This window comes from Xanthomonas sp. SI, assembly GCF_014236855.1.
In the GTDB taxonomy this organism is placed as follows: Bacteria; Pseudomonadota; Gammaproteobacteria; order Xanthomonadales; family Xanthomonadaceae; genus Xanthomonas_A.
Map to the genome: position 1 here is coordinate 651,209 of NZ_CP051261.1, position 20,663 is coordinate 671,871.

16 protein-coding genes are annotated in these 20,663 nt (G+C 71.2%); 5 read left to right on the plus strand and 11 right to left on the minus strand.

What is annotated here, in order from left to right:
- Nucleotides 1-21 precede the first annotated feature (21 nt).
- On the minus strand, nucleotides 22-1,329 hold the full coding sequence (locus HEP75_RS02885; RefSeq protein WP_185825369.1) for an NAD(P)/FAD-dependent oxidoreductase: 1,308 nt from the start codon (nucleotides 1,327-1,329) through the stop codon (nucleotides 22-24).
- Between the two features lie 206 nt (nucleotides 1,330-1,535).
- Here HEP75_RS02885 and HEP75_RS02890 point away from each other — a divergent pair, with 206 nt between their 5' ends.
- Nucleotides 1,536-3,251 (plus strand): VanW family protein, encoded by a 1,716-nt coding sequence (locus HEP75_RS02890; RefSeq protein WP_185825370.1) that lies wholly within the window; start codon nucleotides 1,536-1,538, stop codon nucleotides 3,249-3,251.
- 29 nt (nucleotides 3,252-3,280) lie between these two features.
- On the opposite strand, the gene HEP75_RS02895 is transcribed toward HEP75_RS02890, so the two are convergent.
- Nucleotides 3,281-5,470: a primosomal protein N' gene (locus HEP75_RS02895; protein WP_185825371.1), complete on the minus strand. Its 2,190-nt coding sequence runs from the start codon at nucleotides 5,468-5,470 to the stop codon at nucleotides 3,281-3,283.
- 464 nt (nucleotides 5,471-5,934) lie between these two features.
- Here HEP75_RS02895 and HEP75_RS22230 point away from each other — a divergent pair, with 464 nt between their 5' ends.
- The 3 genes from HEP75_RS22230 (at nucleotide 5,935) to sppA (ending at nucleotide 10,906) form a co-directional block, all read left to right on the plus strand.
- On the plus strand, nucleotides 5,935-7,374 hold the full coding sequence (locus HEP75_RS22230) for a hypothetical protein (RefSeq protein ID WP_255423977.1): 1,440 nt from the start codon (nucleotides 5,935-5,937) through the stop codon (nucleotides 7,372-7,374).
- 183 nt (nucleotides 7,375-7,557) lie between these two features.
- Nucleotides 7,558-8,925 carry an MATE family efflux transporter gene (locus tag HEP75_RS02905; protein ID WP_185825372.1) on the plus strand — a complete coding sequence of 456 codons (1,368 nt, stop codon included), beginning with the start codon at nucleotides 7,558-7,560 and terminating at the stop codon, nucleotides 8,923-8,925.
- An 82-nt stretch (nucleotides 8,926-9,007) separates the two neighbouring features.
- Complete coding sequence (gene sppA / locus HEP75_RS02910; protein ID WP_185822054.1) at nucleotides 9,008-10,906, plus strand: signal peptide peptidase SppA; 1,899 nt, start codon at nucleotides 9,008-9,010, stop codon at nucleotides 10,904-10,906.
- 79 nt (nucleotides 10,907-10,985) lie between these two features.
- On the opposite strand, the gene HEP75_RS02915 is transcribed toward sppA, so the two are convergent.
- Nucleotides 10,986-11,213, minus strand: coding sequence for a hypothetical protein (locus HEP75_RS02915; protein ID WP_255423651.1), 228 nt, complete (start codon nucleotides 11,211-11,213; stop codon nucleotides 10,986-10,988).
- Nucleotides 11,214-11,276: 63 nt separating this feature from the next.
- On the opposite strand from HEP75_RS02915, the gene HEP75_RS02920 reads away from it, so the two are divergent.
- Nucleotides 11,277-12,053 carry an SDR family oxidoreductase gene (locus tag HEP75_RS02920; protein WP_185825373.1) on the plus strand — a complete coding sequence of 259 codons (777 nt, stop codon included), beginning with the start codon at nucleotides 11,277-11,279 and terminating at the stop codon, nucleotides 12,051-12,053.
- Between the two features lie 134 nt (nucleotides 12,054-12,187).
- On the opposite strand, the gene HEP75_RS02925 is transcribed toward HEP75_RS02920, so the two are convergent.
- From HEP75_RS02925 to dprA, 8 genes are all read right to left on the minus strand, one after another.
- Nucleotides 12,188-12,811, minus strand: a complete 624-nt coding sequence (locus HEP75_RS02925) for a DUF4124 domain-containing protein (RefSeq protein WP_185825374.1) — start codon at nucleotides 12,809-12,811, stop codon at nucleotides 12,188-12,190.
- Between the two features lies 1 nt (nucleotide 12,812).
- On the minus strand, nucleotides 12,813-13,529 hold the full coding sequence (locus HEP75_RS02930; RefSeq protein ID WP_185825375.1) for a DUF4124 domain-containing protein: 717 nt from the start codon (nucleotides 13,527-13,529) through the stop codon (nucleotides 12,813-12,815).
- Nucleotides 13,530-13,594: 65 nt separating this feature from the next.
- A complete protein-coding gene (locus HEP75_RS02935) occupies nucleotides 13,595-14,155 on the minus strand; it encodes a Sua5/YciO/YrdC/YwlC family protein (RefSeq protein WP_185825376.1) in 561 nt (186 codons plus the stop codon).
- A 356-nt stretch (nucleotides 14,156-14,511) separates the two neighbouring features.
- Nucleotides 14,512-16,998 (minus strand): DNA topoisomerase I, encoded by a 2,487-nt coding sequence (locus HEP75_RS02940; RefSeq protein ID WP_185825377.1) that lies wholly within the window; start codon nucleotides 16,996-16,998, stop codon nucleotides 14,512-14,514.
- A 260-nt stretch (nucleotides 16,999-17,258) separates the two neighbouring features.
- The gene (locus HEP75_RS02945) at nucleotides 17,259-18,197 is read right to left on the minus strand and encodes an RDD family protein (protein ID WP_185825378.1); all 939 of its coding nucleotides are present in this window, start codon (nucleotides 18,195-18,197) and stop codon (nucleotides 17,259-17,261) included.
- 40 nt (nucleotides 18,198-18,237) lie between these two features.
- Nucleotides 18,238-18,954 carry a pilin gene (locus HEP75_RS02950; protein WP_185825379.1) on the minus strand — a complete coding sequence of 239 codons (717 nt, stop codon included), beginning with the start codon at nucleotides 18,952-18,954 and terminating at the stop codon, nucleotides 18,238-18,240.
- Nucleotides 18,955-18,976: 22 nt separating this feature from the next.
- Nucleotides 18,977-19,450, minus strand: a complete 474-nt coding sequence (locus tag HEP75_RS02955) for a DUF494 family protein (RefSeq protein ID WP_003470396.1) — start codon at nucleotides 19,448-19,450, stop codon at nucleotides 18,977-18,979.
- 43 nt (nucleotides 19,451-19,493) lie between these two features.
- Nucleotides 19,494-20,645 (minus strand): DNA-processing protein DprA, encoded by a 1,152-nt coding sequence (gene dprA, locus HEP75_RS02960; RefSeq protein ID WP_185825380.1) that lies wholly within the window; start codon nucleotides 20,643-20,645, stop codon nucleotides 19,494-19,496.
- Between the last annotated feature and the right edge of the window lie 18 nt (nucleotides 20,646-20,663).

The following is a 20,663-nucleotide window of genomic DNA, read 5'->3' on the forward strand; positions in this document are numbered from 1 at the left end:
TCGCAGTCCCGCCGCGGGGTGTCACGCGGCCGGCGGCGGCTTGGGCTCGGCCGGCTCGGGCGCGGTAGTGCGCGTGTCGTCGCCGAGGATGATGCGCGCCGCGCGCTGGTAGCTCCAGTACGCCCAGGCCCAGTTGAGCAGCACCACCAGGCGGTTGCGGAAGCCGATCAGGAAGAACACGTGCGCCGCCAGCCAGAACCACCAGGCCAGCAGGCCGGACAGCTGCAGGCGGCCCAGATGCACGATCGCGGCCATGCGCCCGATGGTGGCCAGGTTGCCGTAGTCGGCATAGCGGAACGGCGCGTCGCCGGCTTCGCCGCGCAGCCGTTTCGCCAGAGTCTCGGCGACGTGCCGGCCCATCTGCTTGGCCGCCGGCGCCACCCCTGGCACCGGCTTGCCGTCGGCCTGCTGCAGCGCGGCCAGGTCGCCGGCGACGAAGACCTCCGGATGTCCGGGGATGCTCAGGTCCGGCTGCACCTGCACGCGGCCGCTGCGGTCCAGCGGCACGTCCAGGGTCCGCGCCAGCGGCGAGGCCGCCACGCCGGCGGCCCAGACCACGGTGCGCGCGGGCACGAAGGTGCTGCCCAGCCGATAGCCGCTGGCGTCGATGTCGGCCACCGGCACGCCGGTCTGCACTTCCACGCCGAGTTTTTCCAGTTGCCGTTGCGCCTTGGCCGACAGCCGCTCCGGGAACGAGGCCAGCACGCGCGGGCCGGCTTCGATCAGCCGCACCCTGGCCTCGGCGGGATCGATGCGGCGAAATTCGTGCTTGAGCGTATGCCGCGCGATCTCGGCCAGGGTGCCGGCCAGTTCCACCCCGGTCGGGCCGCCGCCGACGATGGCGAAGCTGAGCCAGGCCGCGCGCGCGGCGGGGTCGCTCTCGGCTTCGGCGCGCTCGAACGCCAGCAGCAGGTGGCGGCGCAGGTGCAGCGCGTCGTCCAGGGTCTTCAGGCCGGGCGCGTGCCTGGCCCATTCGTCGTGGCCGAAGTAGGCATGGGTGGCGCCGGTGGCGACCAGCAGGTAGTCGTAATCCAGCGTCTCGCCGCCGGCCAACTGCACCTGCCGCGCCTGCTTGTCCAGGCGCACCACTTCGCCCAGGCGCACGGCCACGTTGTCCTGCTTGCGCAGGATCTGCCGCAGCGGCGCGGCGATGTCCGGCGACGACAGGCCGGCGGTGGCGACCTGGTACAGCAGCGGCTGGAACAGGTGGTGGTTGCGGCGGTCGATCAGGGTGATGCGCAGCGGCGCCTTGGCCAGCGCGCGCGTGGCCCACAGCCCGGCGAAACCGCCGCCGACCACGATCAGGTGCGGTACGGGCGGGTTAGCCATGCAGGACTCCAGAGGGATGCGAAGACGAGGCGCGAGCGGCTGTCGGGACGCTGGCGACGGCCGCGGACGCTGCATCCGCGCGGTGCGGCGCAGCGCCGTGATGCACATAGCGGCCGAGGCGCCGTGCAGGAACTGGGGGCTGGAACGGCATGGCCCTATAGTAGCGCGATGGCGGGCGCAGGCAGGGATGCGGAGGGCGCGTGGGAATGCGAGCGACAACAACGGATCGGCCTCTTGTTTCGCCCGCCGCGGCAACGCCGTCGCGGCTGGGCGGCCTGCTGTTCGCGCTGAAGACCCGCGTGCTGCAACTGCGCCGCGCGCTGCGCGATCTGCGCGGCGGACCGCGCCGGCATCGCCGCGATGCGGGACTGCCGATCGCCGCCGCGGCGGTGTCCGAATCGGTCACCGCGCTATGGCCCGAGTCGGAAGAGACCTCGCCGCTGCTGGTCGCCGGCAAGATCCACAACCTGCGCGTGGCCGCGCGTGCGCTGCACGGGATCGAAGTGCCGGCCGGGGCGGTTTTCAGTTTCTGGCGGCAGCTGGGCCGGGCCACGCGCCGGCGCGGTTTCGCTGCCGGGCGCGAATTGCGCGAAGGCTGTCTGGTGCCCTCGATCGGCGGCGGCCTGTGCCAGCTGTCCAATGCGATCTACGACGCGGCGTTGCGCCAGGGCCTGCAAATCGTCGAGCGGCATCGGCATACGCAGGTGATCGCCGGTTCGCTGGCCGAGCGCGATCGCGACGCGGTGGTGTTCTGGAACTACGTGGATCTGCGCCTGCGCGCGGATTCGGCATGGCGCCTGGAAGTGTGGCTGGATGGCGATGACCTGCACGTGCGCATCCTCGGCGGTGCGCCGGTCGTCGCCGCGCTGCCGTTGCTGCCGCTGCGGCGCACGCCGGCCGCGACCGCGGCGAACGACTGCACGCGCTGCGGCCGCGAGGAATGCCATCGGCATGTGCCGGCGAGCGCGCAGGGCATCCGCCGCACCTGGCTGGTGGACGAGGACTGGCCGGAATTCGCCGACGACCGTCGGCGTCGCATGCAGCCGGGCGATCGGCTGCTGGCGCTGCGCCGGAGCAGCGTCGCCGCGGTGCGGGCGGCATTGCTGCAACGCTGGTGGCTGCGCTGCGGGCTGCCGTTGCCGCAGGTGCGGCAGCGCGCGCAGCGCATCCGCCTGCGCGCGCTGCAACGGCGACTCGGCGCGCAGGATGTCGAACTGGTGGTGCCGCAGAGCCTGTTGCCGGGCCTGTGGCTGTCCGGCGAACTGCAGGGCCGGCGCTGGGACGTGTGCATGACCGCGCTGCCGATGCAGGTGCTGCAGGCGCGCCTGGACGTGGCCGCGCAGCGCCATCCCGACAGCGCCACGCTGCGCGATTTCCGCGCCGATCCGCTGCTGGTCGAGGCCGAGCGCGCGGCGCTGGCGCAGGCGCGGCACTGGATCACTCCGCATCGCGAGCTATTGGCCTTGGCCGGCAGCCGCGGCATCACCCTGCAGTGGCAGCGGCCGTTGCTGCCTGATGCTGCACAACCCAGCAGCAATGGCGCTGCCGCGCAGGTGCTGCTGGCGGCGTCGGCGCTGGCGCGCAAGGGCGCGTTCGAATTGCGCGAGGCGTTGCGCGGTCTGCCGGTGCAGTTGCTGTTGCCGCCGGGCGCGCAGGAGACGCCGCAGTTCTGGAGCGGTTTCGATGTGCGCCGGGTCGCGTCGATGGCCGACGGCGTACAGGCGGCCGCGGTGGTGGTGCTGCCGGCCTGGATCGAGCAACAGCCGCGTGGCGTGCTGCTGGCCTTGGCGCTGGGCAGGCCGGTGATCGCTACCGCGGCCTGTGGTCTGGGCGCAGACGATGGCGCGTGGCGTTGCGTGGAAGCTGGCGACAGCGCCGCGCTGCGCGCGCAACTGGTCGACGCGCTGGGCTTGCCGGGCTGAGAAAGCGCGTCGCGAACGACGCGCTCGGCTCAGTACAGATCCTGCGGATCCACATCCAGCGACCAGCGCACCCGCCGCGCCTGCGGCAGCGCGTAGATCGCCGGCACCGCCGCGTCCAGCACCGCATGCAGCGCGCGCCGGGTCGGCGCCGACAGCAGCAACTGGGTGCGCTGGAAACCGGCGCGGCGCGGCATCGGTGCAGGCATCGGTCCGAAGCGTTGCACGTCGGCCTGCGCCGGCAGCAGCGCGCGCACCGCGCTGAGGAAGGCGTTGGCGTGTTCGACCTGCTTGGCCTCGGCGCGCAGCAGCGCCAGGTACGCGAACGGCGGGAAGCCGGCCGCTTCGCGCTGCGCCAGCTCGGCCTCGGCGAAGGCGTGGTAGCCGCCGTGCACCAGGGTCTCCAGCAGCGCATGGCCGGGATGGTGGGTCTGCAGCCACACCTCGCCCGGGCGCGCGGCGCGGCCGGCGCGCCCGGCGACCTGGATCAGCTGCTGCGCCAGTTTTTCGCTGGCGCGGAAGTCGGCCGAGAACAGGCCTTCGTCGATGCCCACCACAACCACCCGGGTCAGCTGCGGCAGGTCGTGGCCCTTGGCCAGGATCTGCGTGCCGACCAGGATGCCGGGCTGCGTGCCGAGCGTGGCCAGTTGGGTCTCCAGCGCGTCGCGGCGCTGGGTGGTGCCGCGATCGATGCGCAGCACGGGGACGTCGGGGAAGGCCTGCAGCAGGCGTTCTTCCAGGCGTTCGGTGCCGATGCCCTGCGGCTGCAGCGCCAGGCTGCCGCAATCCGGGCAGGCCAGCGGCGCCGGCTGGCGCGCGCCGCAGTGGTGGCATTGCAGGCGCCGGCCGCCGGCATGCACGGTCATCGGCGTGGCGTGCAGCGGGGTGCTGCAGCGCTGGCACGGCGCAGTCCAGCCGCAGTCGTGGCACAGCAGCACCGGCGCGTAGCCGCGGCGGTTCTTGAACACCAGCACCTGGCCGCCGTCGGCCAGCGCGCTGCCGATGCCGGCCAGCACCTCCGGCGACAGGCCGTCCTGCAGCGGCCGCTTGCGCACGTCGAGCACGCGCACCGTCGGCGGCCGCGCTTCGCCGGCGCGGCGGGTCAGGCGCAGGTGCGCGTAGCGGCCGCTGGCGGCGTTGTGCAGGCTTTCCAGCGACGGCGTGGCGCTGCCCAGCAGCACCGGCACGTCCAGCGCCTTGCCACGCACCAGGGCGAAATCGCGGGCGTGGTAGCGGATGCCGTCCTGCTGCTTGTAGCTGCCGTCGTGTTCCTCGTCGATCACGATCAGCCCGGCCTGCGGCAGCGGCACGAACACCGCCGAGCGGGTGCCGACCACCACCCGCGCCTCGCCGCGCCAGGCCGCGGCCCAGACCCGCGCGCGCTCGTTGTCGGTGAGTCCGGAATGCAGCGCGTGCACCGGCACGCCCAGGCGCGCGCGGAACCGCGCCAGGGTCTGCGGGGTCAGGCCGATCTCCGGCACCAGCACCAGCGCCTGGCGGCCGCGCGCCAGGCAGGCGGCGATGGCCTGCAGGTAGACCTCGGTCTTGCCGCTGCCGGTGACCCCGTCGAGCAGGAACGGGGCGAAACCCGGGGCGGCGACGACGGCGTCGATCGCGGCCTGCTGTTCGTCGTTCGGGGTGGGACCGGGCTGCGGTTGTGGTGCCGCGGTGCTGGCGGGGACCGCGATGCGTTCGGCGAAGTCGCGCTTGGCCAGGCTGCGCGCGGCGCTGCGCCAGTCGTCCATGGCCTGGTCCAGGCGGTCCTCGTCCAGCGGCCCGGCCCGCAGCAATTCGGCGAAGCGGTGCGGACGGGTGCCGGGGCGGGCGCGGTGGCTGGCGCCGGCCTCGGTCAGGCGCCAGGCCCAGGCGTGGGTGTCGGGCAGCGCCTCGCCGCGGCGCAGGGTCACCGGCAGCGCGGTCGCCAGCACCTCGCCCAGCGGCGCATGGCTGTAGCGGGCCAGCCAGTGCAGCGAGTCGGCCAGTTCGCCGTGCAGCAGCGGCACCGGGTCCAGCCAGTCCAGCGCCGCGCGCAGGCCCTCGCTGTCCTCGACCTGGCCGAGCGCGGCGACCACCCCGCTCAGCTCGCGATTGCCGAACGGCACCCGCAGCCGGCGCCCGATGTCGCCGGCGCCGGCGGGCTCGCCAGGCGGCGGCAGGTAGTCGAACAGCTGCGGCAGCGGCAGCGGCAGGGCGACGCGAAGGGTGGCGGCAGGGGAGGGCATCGGTCCTAGTTTAGCGGCCGCGGGACGGCGGCCAGCGCCCCCTCGGCGGTGGTCGGCGAGGGGCGCCAGTTGCATGCGATAGCTGCTCGCAAAGTGATAAACAAGTCGTAAATAGCTGCCCCGCTTGGAGAATCGATTTTATCCACACCCGCTGTGGATAAAGCTGTGCATGAAAGGGATGCTCCACGCCGTGAAGACGGATTCACAAGCCTCTGCCACAAGTTGGACAAAAAAGCGCCACTCGGATAAATCCAATAAATAACAACAACTTGGCCGTGAAACATGGCTGCAACATGATTTTGCGGGGGCTTGACAGGAGGCGCCACCCGCACCTTTAGGGTGCTGTGCACAACCCGCCGCCGCGATCCGCCCGGCTGGTGCCTGAAGCAGCCGATCGGCGCGCCATTGTCAAGCGCGCGTCGTGGCGGCGGCCTCGTTATCATCGCGCCGATGATGGAGTTCCGATGACCGCCGCGCCCCCTTCCGACGGCGCGGTCGCACCGCCCGCCCTGGCCGCCTTCCTGCGCGGCATCGAACGCCGTGCCGCGGTGCTGGCCGAGTTGCAGAGCGGCAGCGTCGAGCGCGGCGCGCCGGCGCTGGCCGCGGCGATGCGCGCGTTCCGCAGCCATGCCGCGACCCTGCCGATGGCCGACTGGCCGCTGCGCTTCTGGAAGCTGCTCGCCGCGGTGCCGTCGCTGCGCCAGGTCGCCACCGCGGCCGGCAGCGGCTGGCCCGCGCCGCTGGCGCACCTGGGCGAGTTGGGCGCGGCCGATCGCCTGGCGCTGCTGCTGCGGATCGTGGCCGGGCTGGACGAGCCGACCGCGGCGCAGGTCCTGAACCAATCCACCGAGGACTACCAGCAGGCGCTGGCGCGGGCCTGCCCACGCGATGCCGGCGGGCGGCCGGACGCCGCCGGCTGGCGCGCGCTGGCCGACGCCGCCCAGCAGCATCTGCGCGAACTGCCGCCGCAGCGGTTGCAGGCGCTGGCGCAACTGCGCGATGCGGCCATCGCTGGCGCGGTGCCCACGCCCGCGGCGACGCCGGCGGCGCCTGCGGCGGTCCGTCCGCGCCGTCGCGGCGGCGGGCGCGGGCTGACCCGGCCACGGCTGGCGGCCGCAGTGATCGTGCTGGTGGTCCTGGCCCTGCTGGGGACGCTGTGGTGGGGACGGACGCCGCCGCGGCCTGCGGCGCCAGACGCCGGCTCGAGCCTGGCGCTGGGCGATACCGGGCCGGTGCAGGTGGAGGAACTGCCGGCCGAGTCGGATGCGCCCGCCGCGCCGCCGTTACCGGCCGCTGCGCCGGCGCCGCTGCCGGAACCGGCGGTCTACGACCTGGACTTCTTCGCGTGGTATGCCGCCGGCGCGCCGCCGGCACGGATCGAGCGCAGCGCACCGAGCGCGGAGGACCTCGCCGCCTCCGCCGCCGCCCAGTCCGCCACCGGCAGCGCCGCTCCGGCCGCGCCAGCCGCGACCGCCGACCCGCCGCCGGCGCTGACCCCGGCGCAGTTGCGCGAGCGCCAGGCCGCCTGGGAGGCGCTGGACGCCACGGTGCAGGCGCGCCTGCGCCAGGTGGCCAGCGCCTTCGCCGGCCTGCCGGTGGAGCAGCAGTACACGCTGCGCGCGCAATTCGCCGCACTGGATGCGTTGGAGCGCCATGGCTGGTTGCTGGGTCCGGAACTGGGCAGCGAGTACTGGGCGTTGCAGCCGCTGTTCGGCTATGTGCCCGACGCGCAGCGTGCGGCGCTGCTGGGCCTGCTGCGCACGTTGCCGGCCGAGCAGCGCGAGCACCTGGCGCTGTTGTCGCAGCGCACCCCGCCGCAGGAGCGCGCGACGCTGCGCCGCGAGTTGCTGGCGCAGGGCGCGGACACGCGCGCGACCTGGCTGCGCCAACGCGCCGCGCGCTGAGTGCAGCATCTGCCGCTCTTCGCTCTTCGCTCTTCGCTCTCCGAGTCCCGAGTCCCGAGTCCCGAGTCCCGAGTCCCGAAGCCTGCGCCGAACACCCGCGCAGGTTAAACTGCCGCCCCTCCGCCACCCGGCGCCGGCGCTTTCCTGCGCGGCCGCAGTCGGCGGGATCGCCAGAGTCTTGCAATGTCTTCGTCCTCCACCCCGGCGTCGGTCCGGGGCCGCGAACTGCGCACCACCGCGCAGCTCGCCTTGCCGCTGGTCCTGGGGCATATCTCCGCCGGTTTGATCAGCTTCGTCGACAACGTGATCGCCGGCCACCACGGCACCCGCACGCTGGCCTCGGTGACGGTCGGCACCGCGCTGCTGTGGCTGCCGATGATGATTCCGATCGGCACCCTGATCGCGTTGACTGCGTCGGTGTCGCAGCTCGACGGCGGCAAGCGCCACGCGCAGATCGGGCCGATGTTCCGCCAGGCGCTGTGGTTGTCGCTGGGCCTGGGCGTGCTGATGTTCGCGTTCCTGAGCGTGATGCCGATGGCGCTGCCGCAGCTGGGCATCGCCGCGGAAATCGTGCCCGGCGCGCGCGATTTTTTGCACGCGATCCGCTGGGGCGTGCCGGCGATGGTGCTGTACTTCTGCATGCGCTATCTCAGCGAGGGCATGCACTGGACGCTGCCGACGATGCTGCTCGGCTTCGGCGGGCTGCTGGTGCTGGCGCCGCTGGGCTACGTGCTGACCTTCGGCCTGTTCGGGCTGCGCGAGCGCGGCGCCGGCGGGCTGGGCATCGCCTCGGCGATCATGATGTGGCTGCAGGCGCTGTGTTTCGCCATCTACCTGGCGCGCTCCAGGCGCTTCGCGCCGCTGCGCCTGTTCGCGACCTTCGAGGCGCCGGACCTGCGCGCGATCGGCGGGTTGCTGCAGACCGGGCTGCCGATCGGCATCACCATCCTGATGGAGGGCGGGCTGTTCATCGTCACCGCGCTGCTGATCGCGCGGCTGGGCGAAGTGCCGGCGGCCGCGCACCAGATCGCGATCAATGTGGCGCAGCTGTGCTTCATGGTGCCGATGGGCGTGGCCGAGGCGACCACGGTGCGGGTCGGGCGCGCCGCCGGTGGCGGCGATGCGGTGGGCGTGCGCGGCGCGGCCTGGGCCGGCTATACGATCGTACTCGGCACCCAGGCGCTGTCGGCGCTGGTGCTGCTGTTCGGCCACGACGCCATCGTCGGCGTCTACACCCGCGACATCGCGGTGGCCGGGCTGGCCTCCACGCTGCTGCTGTACGCCGCCGCGTTCCAGTTCCCCGACGGGGTGCAGGTGCTGTCGGCCGGCGCGCTGCGCGGGCTCAAGGACACCCGCGTGCCGATGCTGCTCGCGCTGTGCTCCTACTGGGGCCTGGGCATGCCGCTCGGTGCCGGGCTCGGCCTGTGGCTGGGCTGGGGACCGCAGGGCATGTGGATCGGGCTGATCCTGGGCCTGACCGCGGCCGCGGTGATGATGGCCGCGCGCTTCCGGCTCAGCAGCGGGCGCCTGCTCGCCGCCGCATCTGCCTGACCCCTGACTTCAGGCGCATGTGCGGCGCCGGCACAGCCGGTATGCTGCACGCGCGCAAGACGCTTTCCTTCCGGAGTTTTCCATGAACCAACCCGTGCGTCGCAGCCCCATCGCCAGCTTCTTCGTCGGCCTATGGGATGTGATGAACTTTACCCGCCGGCTGATCCTGAACCTGGTGTTCTTCGGCTTCCTGCTGCTGCTCCTGCTGGCGATCGTGTTCGCGATGGCGCGCGGCGACGGCGCCAAGACGCTGCGCGACCGCACCACGCTGCTGATCGCGCCGGAAGGCACCCTGGTCGAGCAGTTCAGCGCCGATCCGGTCAGCCGTGCGCTGACCAAGGCAATGGGCGACAAGGGCGCCGAGGAGATCCAGCTGCGCGACCTGATCCGCGCGCTGGAAGCGGCCAAGACCGATCCGAAGATCGAGCGCGTGGCGCTGCGCCTGGACAAGCTGCAGCCAAGCGGCTTCGCCTCGATGCGCGAGGTGTCCGCGGCGCTGCAGGACCTGCGCGCCTCCGGCAAGCAGGTCGTGGCCTACAGCGACAGCCTGAGCCAGGCGCAATACCTGCTGGCCGCGCAGGCCAACGAGGTCTATCTGGACCCGATGGGTTCGGTGGTGCTGGAAGGCCTGGGCCGCTACCGCCAGTACTTCCGCGAAGGCCTGCAGGACAAGCTCGGCGTGGACGTGCACCTGTTCAAGGTCGGCGAGTTCAAGTCCGCGGCCGAGCCGTACGTGCTCGACGCGGCCTCGCCGGCCTCGAAGGAAGCCGATCTGTTCTGGATGAACGACGTGTGGCAGCGCTACGTGGCCGACATCGCCAAGGCGCGCAAGCTGGCGCCCGAGCAGATCTCCGCCGGCATCGACACGATGCCCGAGGGCATCGCCGCGGCCGGCGGCGACATGGCCAAGTTCGCGCTGCAGCAGAAGCTGGTCGATGGCCTGAAGACCCGCGAGGAGGTCGAGGAACTGCTGACCAAGCGCGGCGTCGCCGACGACGATGCCGACACCGGCTTCCGCAACGTCAATCTGGATGCCTACCTGCAGCAGCTGGATCTGCGCCGTTCGCCGGTGGATTCGCGGCCGCAGGTGGCGGTGGTGGTCGCCGCGGGCGAGATCAGCGGCGGCGAGCAGCCGGCCGGGCGCATCGGCGGCGAGTCGACCGCGGCGTTGTTGCGCGACGCGCGCGACGACGACGCGGTCAAGGCGGTGGTGCTGCGCGTGGATTCGCCGGGCGGCGAAGTGTTCGCCTCCGAGCAGATCCGCCGCGAGGTGGTGGCGCTAAAGGCGGCCGGCAAGCCGGTGGTGGTGTCGATGGGCGACCTGGCCGCGTCCGGCGGTTACTGGATCAGCATGAACGCCGATCGCATCTACGCCGACCCGTCGACGATCACCGGCTCGATCGGCATCTTCGGCATGATCCCGAACCTGACCCGCAGCCTGGACAAGATCGGCGTGCATACCGACGGCGTCGGCACCACCCGTTTCGCCGGTGCGTTCGACGTCACCCGGCCGATGGATCCGGTGGTGGGGCAGGTGATCCAGTCGGTCATCAACAAGGGCTATGCCGACTTCACCGGCAAGGTCGCGCAGGCGCGCAACAAGCCGGTCGAGGCGATCGACCAGGTCGCGCGCGGCCGCGTGTGGAGCGGTGCGCAGGCCAAGGAACGCGGCCTGGTGGACGCGTTCGGCGGCTTCAAGGACGCGGTGGCCGATGCCGCCGCGCGGGCCAAGCTGGGCGATCGCGACAAGTACCGCGTGCGCTACATCGAGAAGCCGGCCACGCCGTTCGCGCAGTTCGTCAACGGTTTCGCCGGCAGCCGCATGGGCGCGTGGATGCTGGGCGATTCGGCGCTGGCGCACGCCGTGCTGGCGCGCAGCATGCCGGAGCTGGATACCCAACTGCGCTTCGTGCAGGACGCGACCGACAAGCGCGACGGCACGCCGGTCAAGGCGCTGGCCTACTGCTTCTGCGGTTTCTGATGCAGGCCTGATGCAGGCGCGTCCGCCACTGGCGGGCGCGCTGCAAGCAACGACGAACGCCGGCCGACGCCGGCGTTTTTCATTGCCCGGTGGCGGCGTCGATCGCGGCGTTCTGCGCGGCCGCGGCCTGTTCGGTGCCGGCCGCCGCCTGCTTGGCGCGGTCCAGCGGCTGCGCGATCGCCGTGCGCAGCGCGCCGGCCTGCGGTTCGGGCGGTTTGTCCGGCGGTTTCGGTGGTGCCGGCTTGCAGGCGGCGAGCGCGGCCAGCAGCGAGAGTGCCAACGTCATCAAGCGCAGTGAACCCGTCATGGCGGCGACCTCGTTGAGCGTGGGCGTTATCCTACGCCCACCCCGGTGCAGACAGGCAAGGCGATGCAGCAACGTTGGCGGCTGGACGGACAGACCGCATTGATCACCGGCGCCAGCGCCGGCATCGGCCTGGCGATCGCGCGCGAACTGCTCGGCTTCGGCGCCGAGCTGATGCTGGTGGCGCGCGACATCGATGCGCTGGAAGCGGCGCGCGACGAACTGGCCGATGCTTTTCCCGAGCGCCGCATCCTGGCGCTGGCCGCGGACGTGGCCGACGACGAGGACCGGCGCGAGATCCTGGACTGGGTCGAGGACCATGCCGACGATGGCCTGCACCTGCTGATCAACAACGCCGGCGGCAACGTCAGCAAGGCCGCGGTGGACTACACCGAGGACGAGTGGCGCGGCATCTTCGAGACCAACCTGTTCTCGGCATTCGAGCTGTCGCGCTATGCGCATCCGTTGCTGGCGCAGCACGCGTCCGCGGCGATCGTCAACGTCGGCAGCGTGTCCGGGCTGACCCACGTGCGCAGCGGCGCGCCCTACGGCATGACCAAGGCCGCGCTGCACCAGCTGACCCGCAACCTGGCCGCCGAATGGGCCGAGGACGGGATCCGGGTCAATGCGGTGGCGCCGTGGTACATCCGCACCCGCCGCACCTCCGGGCCGTTGTCGGATCCGGATTACTACGAGCAGGTGATCGAGCGCACGCCGATGCGCCGGATCGGCGAACCGGAGGAAGTGGCGGCCGCGGTCGGCTTCCTGTGCCTGCCGGCGGCCAGCTACATCACCGGCGAATGCATCGCGGTGGACGGCGGGTTTCTGCGTTACGGGTTCTAGGGCGCCGGTAGACTGCGAGCGCCGGCCAAACCTGTAGGAGCGGCTTCAGCCGCGACAGACATTGTCAGCAAGGCGTCGCGGCTGAAGCCGCTCCTACAGGGGCAGCGTCGGATCGAACATCCGCGGGGCATACCCTAATCCGGCGCGCCGCAGCTGCTCGCCTGCAGCAGTTGCTGGCGACGCAGGAATTCCTGGCGCAGCTGCTCGGCGTGTTCGGATGTGGCGAAACGCCAGTGCGTCTCGGCTTCGGCCACGTAGCTTTGCCAGGCCTCGCAGGCGCCGGCTTCGGACAGCGCCTCGCAGCGGTCGCGCAGCACTTCGCAGGCGCTGCCGCCGGTCCTGTCGGGGCTGCCGTCCAGACCCATGGTGCGCAACGGCACGCAGCGCGGTGTCGGCTCGGCAGTTTCGCCGACGTAGCGTTGCTGCTCGTAGGTGGTGCAGGCATACAGCATGGGCGGTGGCAGGCGCGGCGCGGGTTCTGCCGGCGCTGGCGGCGCTGGATCGGGCGTGGCGGCGACAGCGGCCGCTGTGGGGGCCGGCGGTATCGGCGCGGCTGGTGCAACTGGCGTGGCAGCCGGCATCTGCGCGCGGCCGACGCCCTGCATGAGCTTCTTTTCCTGGCGCATGCCCTTGGGACACGGCTGGTTCTGCACGGTCAGGTTGTCGTGCGCATCGGTGCAGCGATAGAACACCACTTGTTCGGCCTGCGCGGCGCCGGCGCAGGCCAGAAGCGCGGCGAGGCAGGCGCCACCCCGCATCTCAGCTGCTGCCGCAGTCGCGGTCGAGCCGCGCGTCGATGCCGCGCTGCTCGGTTTCCAGCGCGCGGCGCTCGCTCTGCAGCGCGCTGTTGTAGCGCCGGATCAGTTCCCAGCGGCGGTCGGTCAGGCGTGCGCACACTTCCTGCGGCGGCAGCGCGTTGCAGGTGTCGCGGATCATGGTGCTGCCGGCCGGCACCACCACGCCGGCGCCGGGATATACCGGCGGCGGGCGCGGGCGGCCGCCATTGCCGCCGCCATGACCGTGGCGATAGCCGTCGCCGTAGCCGCCGGCATAGCCGATGGTCCACAGCGGCACCCAGCGCGGATTGCCTTCGTTGTCGTCGCTGGTATAGCGCTGGCCTTCGCTGGTGACGCATTCGTACATCGGCTGCGGCGGTTGCACGGTGACGATGCGGATCTCGCGCTGCGGCAGCGGCGCCGGCGCTGCCGCAGCGCGCGCCGGGTCGGTGCTGAGCGTGGTGGTCGGGCGCGGCGGCGGATCGCGCGGGCGCTGCATGTCCAGCACCTGCTGCTGGCGCGCGTTCTCGCAGGGCGCGTTCTGCAGGCTGACCGCGCCGGTGCTGCCGATGCAGCGGTAGATGCGCACCGACCCCTGCCCGCCATCGCTGCTGGTGGTCCGCGTGCTTTGCGCCCAGGCGGCGCCGGCCAACGGCAACAGCGCGGTCAGGAGCAGGGCGGGGCGGGCGAGGCTGGGCATGCGCGCATCTTGCGCGCCTTCGCCGGCCAGGGAAAGTGAAAGGCGGGCGGGGATCGGCAACGCGCTCAGGCGCGCAGGATCTCGCCGCTGACGGCGTCGCGGATCGGGGTGGGCTGGGCCAGGCCGCCGGTTTCGCCGCCGACCACGCCGTCGAGCGCAGCCAGCAGTTGCGGATCGAGTTCGGCGTGCTGCCGCGCTGGCGGCTCGCCGCCGCGGTTGGCGCTGGTCGAGACCAGCGCGCCGCCCCAGGCGCGGCACAGCGCGGCCACCTGCGGATGCGCGCTGATCCGCACCGCGATGCTGCGGTGCGCACCGGTGACCCAGGGCGGCGCCTGCGCCGCGGCCGGCAGTACCCAGGTATGCGCCCCGGGCCAGCTGGCCAGCACCGCGGCCAGGCGCTCCGGTGGCAGCGCCGCCAGGTCCAGCAGCGGGCGCAGTGGCTCCAGTTCGGCGGCGACCACGATCAGGCCTTTCTCGACCGGGCGCTGCTTGATCTGCAGCAGGCGCGTCACCGCCGCCTGGGCGTACGGATCGCAGCCCAGGCCCCAGACCGCCTCGGTCGGGTAGGCGATGACACCGCCCTGGTGCAGGACGGCGACGGCTTGGCTGAGCGACAGATCGGTCATGCGTGGATGATGCGGCAGGCTGTTTTGTTGGGCAACGGTTGGGGGCCGGGATGACCAGCTATTCGGCTGTGGAAAGCAGGGATTCGGGATTTGGATTGGCAAAAGCGACGTGCGCTTTGCTGCCGGTTCCACGCTCGATTGCTGTCGGGCGGCGTGGGCGGCGTGGGCGGTGCGAGGGGTGTGGCTTGTGCGCAGGCTGCGGCGGCTGCGGTTGTTCCGGTCTGCGTCGCGCCGCTACCGAATGGACTGGTGGACTCGATTGCGGCAAGCGCGATCGGATCGCTGGCGCGATGGATGGCCATTGCGGCCATCCACCCCGCTCCTGCGGATGTTGCATCCGCAGGAGCGGGGGTGGATCAGGCGGGCTTGGCCCCGGCCTTCTTGACCACTTTCTTGGCCGCTTTCTTTGCGGTCTTCTTCGCGGCCTTCTTGACCGCCTTCTTCGCCGCGGGCTTGGCCGGGGCGTCGGCCGCGGCCTTCTTGGCTGCGCTCTTCTTCGGCGCGGCTTCCTTCTTCGCCGCGGCCTTCTTCGCGCCGAAGCCGCGCCGTGCCGGCTTGCCGGTCTCTTCCAGCAGCTTCTGCACTTCTTCCAGGGTCAGCGTGGCCGGCTCGCGGTCCTTGGGGATCTTGCCGTTGAGCTTGCCGTCGCTGATGTACGGGCCGAAGCGGCCGTTGAGCACCTGGATGTCGCTGCCGTCGTATTCCTTGATGATGCGGTTGCGCGCGATCTCTTCCTTCTCTTCGATCAGGAACACCGCGCGCGCCAGATCGATGGTGTACGGATCGTCTTCCTTCTTCAGCGAGGCATAGACGCTGCCGCGCTTGGCGAACGGGCCGAAGCGGCCGATGCCGACGCTGACGTCCTCGCCCTTGTCCTCGCCCAGCGCGCGCGGCATCAGGAACAGCTCCAGCGCGTCTTCCAGGGTGATGGTGTGCATGCTCTGGCCCGGCCGCAGCGAGGCGAACTTGGGCTTGTCCTCGGCGTCCTCGGCGGTGCTGCCGATCGCCGCGTACGGCCCGAACCGGCCCAGGCGCACGCTGACCGGCTTGCCGGTCTTGGGGTCGGTGCCGAGTTCGCGCGCGCCGGTGGCCTCGGAGCGGTCCACCGATTCCTTCTTCTCCTCGACCAGTTCCTTGAACGGACCCCAGAACTTCTCCATCAGCGGCCGCCATTCCTCTTCGCCGCGCGACACCGCGTCCAGCTCGTCCTCAAGCTTGGCGGTGAAGTCGTAGTCGACGTAGCGGGTGAAGTGGCCTGACAGGAACTTGCTGACCGCGCGGCCCACGTCGGAGGGGCGGAAACGGCGCGCGTCCAGCTCCACGTACTTGCGGAACAGCAGGGTCTGGATGATCGAGGCATAGGTCGACGGACGGCCGATACCGTATTCCTCGAGGGTCTTGACCAGCGAGGCTTCCGAGTAGCGCGGCGGCGGCTCGGTGAAATGCTGGTCGGCATGGATGCGGTCGAGCGGGATGCGGTCGCCGGGTTTCATCGCCGGCAGCTTGCGGCCCTCGTCCTCGTCCTCGGCGGCCTTCTGGTCCTTGCCTTCTTCGTACACGGCCAAAAAGCCCGGGTCGATCACCGTGGTGCCGCTGGCGCGGAAGCTGTGCTCGTTGCCCGCAGCCAGTTCCACGGTGACGGTGTTCATCGTCGCCGGCACCATCTGGCAGGCCACCGCGCGCTTCCAGATCAGTTCGTACAGGCGGCGGCCGTCGTCGTCCAGGTACTTGGCCATTTGCGCTGGCGTGCGCAGTGCAGCGGTCGGACGGATCGCTTCGTGCGCTTCCTGCGCATTCTTGGACTTGGTCTGGTACATGTTCGGCTTGTCCGGCAGCGCGCCGGTGCCGAAGTCGCGCGCGATCACGTCGCGGATCTCGGCCAGCGCGTCCTGCGACAGGTTCACCGAGTCGGTACGCATGTAGCTGATCAGGCCGACCGTGCCCTCGTCGCCCAGGGTCACGCCTTCGTACAGCTTCTGCGCCACGCGCATGGTGCGACTGGTGGTGAAGCCGAGCTTGCGCGAGGCTTCCTGCTGCAGCGTGGACGTGGTGAACGGCGGCGCCGGGCGGCGCTTGCGCTCCTTGCTGGCCACGTCGGTGACGTGCAGCGCGCCCTGCGCGGCCTTCTGCAGGCGCATCCGCGCCGCTTCGGCGGTGTCGCCGTCGGTGATGGTGAACTGCTCGAACTTCTGCCCGTCGAGCTTGACCAGCTTGGCCGCGAACGGCTGCGCGGGGTGCAGGCAGTCGGCGCCGATGCTCCAGTATTCGCGGGCGACGAAGGCTTCGATCTCTTCCTCGCGCTCGACGATCATGCGCAGCGCCGGCGACTGCACGCGGCCGGCGGACAGGCCGCGCTGCACCTTGCGCCACAGCACCGGCGACAGGTTGAAACCGACCAGATAGTCCAGCGCGCGCCGCGCCTGCTGCGCATCGACCAGGTCCACGGCGATCTGCCGCGGGTTGGCCATCGCCTCTTTGATCGCGCGCGGAGTGATTTCGGTGAACACCACCCGGTGCAGCGGCTTGTCCTTGAGCAGCCCGCGCTCTTTGAGGATCTCCGCGATGTGCCAGCTGATCGCCTCGCCCTCGCGATCCGGGTCGGTCGCCAGATAGATGTCTTCGGCGACCTTGGCGGCCTTGGCGATGGCCTCGACGTGCTTCTCGTTCTTCTCGATCAGCGCGTAGCGCATCGCGAAGCCGTCGTCCGGATCCACCGCGCCCTCTTTCGGGATCAGGTCGCGCACGTGCCCATACGAGGCCAGGACGTGGAAGTCCTTGCCGAGGTATTTGTTGATCGTCTTGGCCTTGGCGGGCGATTCGACGATGAGCAGGTGCTTGGACATGATGAGGTGGGCTTCGAATGGGCGGGGCGGGCGCCCTGGGGGCGGTAGGGTGGCGCAATTGCTCCGGTTAGTGAAGCGTTGCGGTGGTTCAGAGCGGCCGACGCCCGGGGCAGGTACCCCGGGCGTTCAGCTGCGTCTCTTTTCATTAGTGGACATGTCCGGCGGCGGCTGTCAAGCGCGGCCGTCCGGCCAGGTCTCCGGCATGGGGCTGCGCCGGCTTCCGTCGTCGGGCCCTGGTTCCAGGCCCCGAGTCCCGGCGGTCAGTGCCAGCCGCTGCTGGCGGCCAGGCCGATCGCCAGGATCACCAGCAGCACGATCCCGACCATCAGCACGCCGAACAGCGACAGGATCACCACGGTGACCGTGCCCAGTTTGTGCTGCTGCCACTCCGGGTGGTCGGTGTAGGCCCATTTGTCCACCACCAGGGTGTCGCAGATCATGTCGTGCAGGGCCTGCTTGCGCTCGGTGAAGGCGGCCATCAGGAAGCCGATGAAGATGGTCAGGCTGCTCAGCAGGAAGCCGAAATAGCGGCCGATGCCGCGACCGACGCTGATCCGGCTGCCGTCGGTGCGCACCACCTTGATGCCGACCGCCATCTTGCCCAGCGTTGCCTGCTTGGTCGAGGCATGGAACAGGCCGAAGTACAGCGCCGACATGCCTAGCGGCACCAGGTACACCAGCACCAGCATGATGATGCCGCCGGGCGTGCTGAAGTCGGGGCTGCCGCCCAGGCTGCTGAAGCCGAAGAAGCCCAGCATCAGCACCAACTGGATCAGCTGCGAGACGATGCCGACCAGCATGCCGTCGATCAGATAGGCGGCGGTGCGCTTCCAGAAGCCGGCCTGCACCACCTCGCCGCCGGCGACGAAACGCGGTTCCTCGCCGAGCGTGGCGGCGGGCGCGGCATAGGGCGAATGCGTTGCGGCGTCGGATTCCGGCGCGGCCCAGGCCGCGGGCAATGCCTGCGCGGGCGGCGCCGGCGCCGCCTCGACGGCGTCGTTCGGCGCGATCGCCGCCGGCGCCTGGGTCAGGCCCAGTTCGTCGACGAAGTCGGCCAGCGGATGCCATTCGCTGAGGCCGTCGCGCCACACCAGCGTGGTCAGGCCGACGTCGCCGCGCTGGAAGCGCTGCTGCAGGTCGTCGGCGGGCATCGGTCCGTGACGCTGCTGCGCGGCGTCGGCGTAGTACCACTCACTCATTCCTGTTCCCCAGGGTTGCGATCGAAAAATCCGTTTCCGCTCAACCGCCGCGGCAATGCGCGGGCAGGTAGCGGTCGTCCAGCTCGGAACTGCATTTCCAGGCCGAAGCCCGCTCATCGTAGTCCAGCCACAGCGCCTTGCCATCCAGCTTGGCGTTGCCGGGCGCGAGCAGGGTGGCTTCCAGGCCGCAATGGCCGTTGTCGAAACGGCCGATCCGCACCTGCGCGACGAATTCACTGGCGTAGCTCTCGGTGGTGCCGAAGCCGGGGTCGCCGTTGACCGGGCAGCGGCCCTGCTGCATGGCGAAGCCGGAGATCTTGGACTTCAGCGGGGTGACGCTGCCGATCGCCAGTGTCGCCTTGGTGCGCAGCGTGTAGTCCTGATACGCGGGCAAGGCGATGGCGGCGAGAATCCCGATCATCGCCAGCAGCACCGCGCCGACCACGACCGCGACGATCGCGCCGATGCCGCAACCGGACAGGCCGTTGCGCGGAGCCGCGGCGGGCATGGTCGGGGTGGCGCTCGCCACTGCTGGCAGCGGGGGCGGGGGCGGCGGGGCTGTCGCTGACAGGCCGAGTTCGTCGGCGAGCGCGTGCAGCGGCCGCCACTCCGGCATGCCTTCGCGCCAGACCAGGGTGTTGCGCTCCAGCAATCCGTCGCGCAGGCGTTCCAGCAACGTGGCGGTGCTCAGCGGGCCATGCCGCTGGCGTGCCGCGTCGGCGTAGTACCAGGCGCTCAGGGCCGGTTCCTCGTGCATCCGTGCATGGCCCGTCAGTGCCTCAGTGCACCGGCTCCGGCTCGTCGACGAACATCTGCGTTTCCATCCACGCGTAGGCCGCCTCGGCGCCGGGCTGGTTGAACAGCACCATCAGCACCACCCATTTCAGGTCGTCCAGGTCCAGTTCGTCCTGGTCCAGCGCCATCGCCCGGTCCAGCACCAGCTCGCGCTGGTCGCTGTCGAGGATGCCGTGCTGTTCCAGGAACAGCAGGAAGCCGCGGCATTCCACGTCGAGCTTGTCCAGCTCCGGGCCGTGGTAGATGCGGATCGGACCGTCGATGCGCGGCTGCGGCACGGCCGGCCGCTGGTCGGCCAGGGCATCGAGCCAGTCGAACGCTTTGCTGATTTCGGTGGGGCTGAAGCCAGCCTGGATCAGGCCATTCTGGAGGGAGTCGCGATCGCGGACCGGGTCCGCATCCTCGCTGAAATAGTGTTCGAACAGGTACAGCAGGACATCCAGAATGCTCTCTTTCATTGCCCCTCGGCCTGCGTCGCTAGACGCTGTGGAGGTGAAGAAACTAGGGTTTGCGGGTGTAACGACCTCGTTCGACCGCCACGTAGCCATCCAGTTCCATGGCCAGCAGCATGGAGGAGGCCGCTGCGGCCGTCAATCCGGTGCGGGCGATCACTGAATCCATACAGGTAGGGTCGTGGCCCAGCGCCTGCCACAAGCGCTGGTAGTCGGGATCGGGGAAGGACGGCATGGCGCCGGGATCGTCGGCGATCTTCTCAGTGGGGGCGCACAGGCGCCCACGCAAGGCATCGGCCAGTTCCGCGGCCAGCGGCGCGACCCCGGCCAGCACTTCCTCGGCGCTCTCGACCAGTCCGGCGCCGTCGCGGATCAGGCGGTGGCAGCCGCGCGCCAGCGGGTTGTGGATCGAGCCGGGCAGCGCGAACACCTCGCGCCCGGCCTCGGCGGCCAGGCGTGCGGTGATCAGCGCGCCGGAGCGGGTGGCGGCCTCGATCACCAGGGTGGCCAGGGTCAGCCCGGCGATGATCCGGTTGCGGGCGGGGAAGTGGCTGGGCCGCGCCGGGGTGCCGGGCGGGTGCTCGCTGACCACCGCGCCGCGCGCGGCGATGCGCTCGCGCAGGGCGGCATGCTGGCGCGGGTAGGCCAGGTCCGCGCCGGTGCCGACCACCGCCACGGTCAGCCCGTCCTCGCGCGCCAGCGCCGCCGCGTGCGCGGCGGCATCGACCCCGGCCGCCATGCCGCTGGTCACCGCCAGCCCGGACGTGGCCAGCGCCAGGGCGAAGCGATACGCATTGTCGCGGCCGCCGGCGCTGGGCGCGCGGCTGCCGACCACCGCCACCGCCGGATGCCACAGCGCCGCCGGATCGCCTTCCAGGTACAGCGCCAGCGGCGGGTTGGGGCTGCGCAGCAGCAGCGCCGGGTAGTCGGGGTCGTGGCAACCGAGCAGGTGCCGGCGCGGCTGCGCCAGCCAGGCCAGCGCGGCGTCCATTGCGGCGCGGTCGGGCTGGCGCAGTGCCGTGATCTGCGCCGGATCCAGTCCCGCCGCCTGCCACGCGGCCGCGCCGGCGGCCAGCGCGGCGGCAGGACTGCCGTGTCGCTCGAGCAGGCGCCTGCGTGGGGCGCTGGCGCCGCCGGCCAGCGACAGCGCCAGCAATGCGGGGTCGGGGGTGGAAAGTGTGTGGTCGGGTAGGGCGGACATGGACCCCAGGCTAGGCCG

Excerpts from the sequence above, each read along its gene's own strand:
- HEP75_RS02945 (WP_185825378.1), bottom strand. The coding sequence starts at position 18,197 with ATGAGTGAGTGGTACTACGCCGACGCCGCGCAGCAGCGTCACGGACCG.
- HEP75_RS02935 (WP_185825376.1), bottom strand. The coding sequence starts at position 14,155 with ATGACCGATCTGTCGCTCAGCCAAGCCGTCGCCGTCCTGCACCAGGGC.
- HEP75_RS02920 (WP_185825373.1), top strand. The coding sequence starts at position 11,277 with ATGCAGCAACGTTGGCGGCTGGACGGACAGACCGCATTGATCACCGGC.
- HEP75_RS02885 (WP_185825369.1), bottom strand. The coding sequence starts at position 1,329 with ATGGCTAACCCGCCCGTACCGCACCTGATCGTGGTCGGCGGCGGTTTC.
- HEP75_RS22230 (WP_255423977.1), top strand. The coding sequence starts at position 5,935 with ATGACCGCCGCGCCCCCTTCCGACGGCGCGGTCGCACCGCCCGCCCTG.
- HEP75_RS02925 (WP_185825374.1), bottom strand. The coding sequence starts at position 12,811 with ATGCGGGGTGGCGCCTGCCTCGCCGCGCTTCTGGCCTGCGCCGGCGCC.
- HEP75_RS02930 (WP_185825375.1), bottom strand. The coding sequence starts at position 13,529 with ATGCCCAGCCTCGCCCGCCCCGCCCTGCTCCTGACCGCGCTGTTGCCG.
- dprA (WP_185825380.1), bottom strand. The coding sequence starts at position 20,645 with ATGTCCGCCCTACCCGACCACACACTTTCCACCCCCGACCCCGCATTG.
- sppA (WP_185822054.1), top strand. The coding sequence starts at position 9,008 with ATGAACCAACCCGTGCGTCGCAGCCCCATCGCCAGCTTCTTCGTCGGC.
- HEP75_RS02905 (WP_185825372.1), top strand. The coding sequence starts at position 7,558 with ATGTCTTCGTCCTCCACCCCGGCGTCGGTCCGGGGCCGCGAACTGCGC.
- HEP75_RS02915 (WP_255423651.1), bottom strand. The coding sequence starts at position 11,213 with ATGACGGGTTCACTGCGCTTGATGACGTTGGCACTCTCGCTGCTGGCC.
- HEP75_RS02950 (WP_185825379.1), bottom strand. The coding sequence starts at position 18,954 with ATGCACGAGGAACCGGCCCTGAGCGCCTGGTACTACGCCGACGCGGCA.
- HEP75_RS02890 (WP_185825370.1), top strand. The coding sequence starts at position 1,536 with ATGCGAGCGACAACAACGGATCGGCCTCTTGTTTCGCCCGCCGCGGCA.
- HEP75_RS02955 (WP_003470396.1), bottom strand. The coding sequence starts at position 19,450 with ATGAAAGAGAGCATTCTGGATGTCCTGCTGTACCTGTTCGAACACTAT.
- HEP75_RS02940 (WP_185825377.1), bottom strand. The coding sequence starts at position 16,998 with ATGTCCAAGCACCTGCTCATCGTCGAATCGCCCGCCAAGGCCAAGACG.
- HEP75_RS02895 (WP_185825371.1), bottom strand. The coding sequence starts at position 5,470 with ATGCCCTCCCCTGCCGCCACCCTTCGCGTCGCCCTGCCGCTGCCGCTG.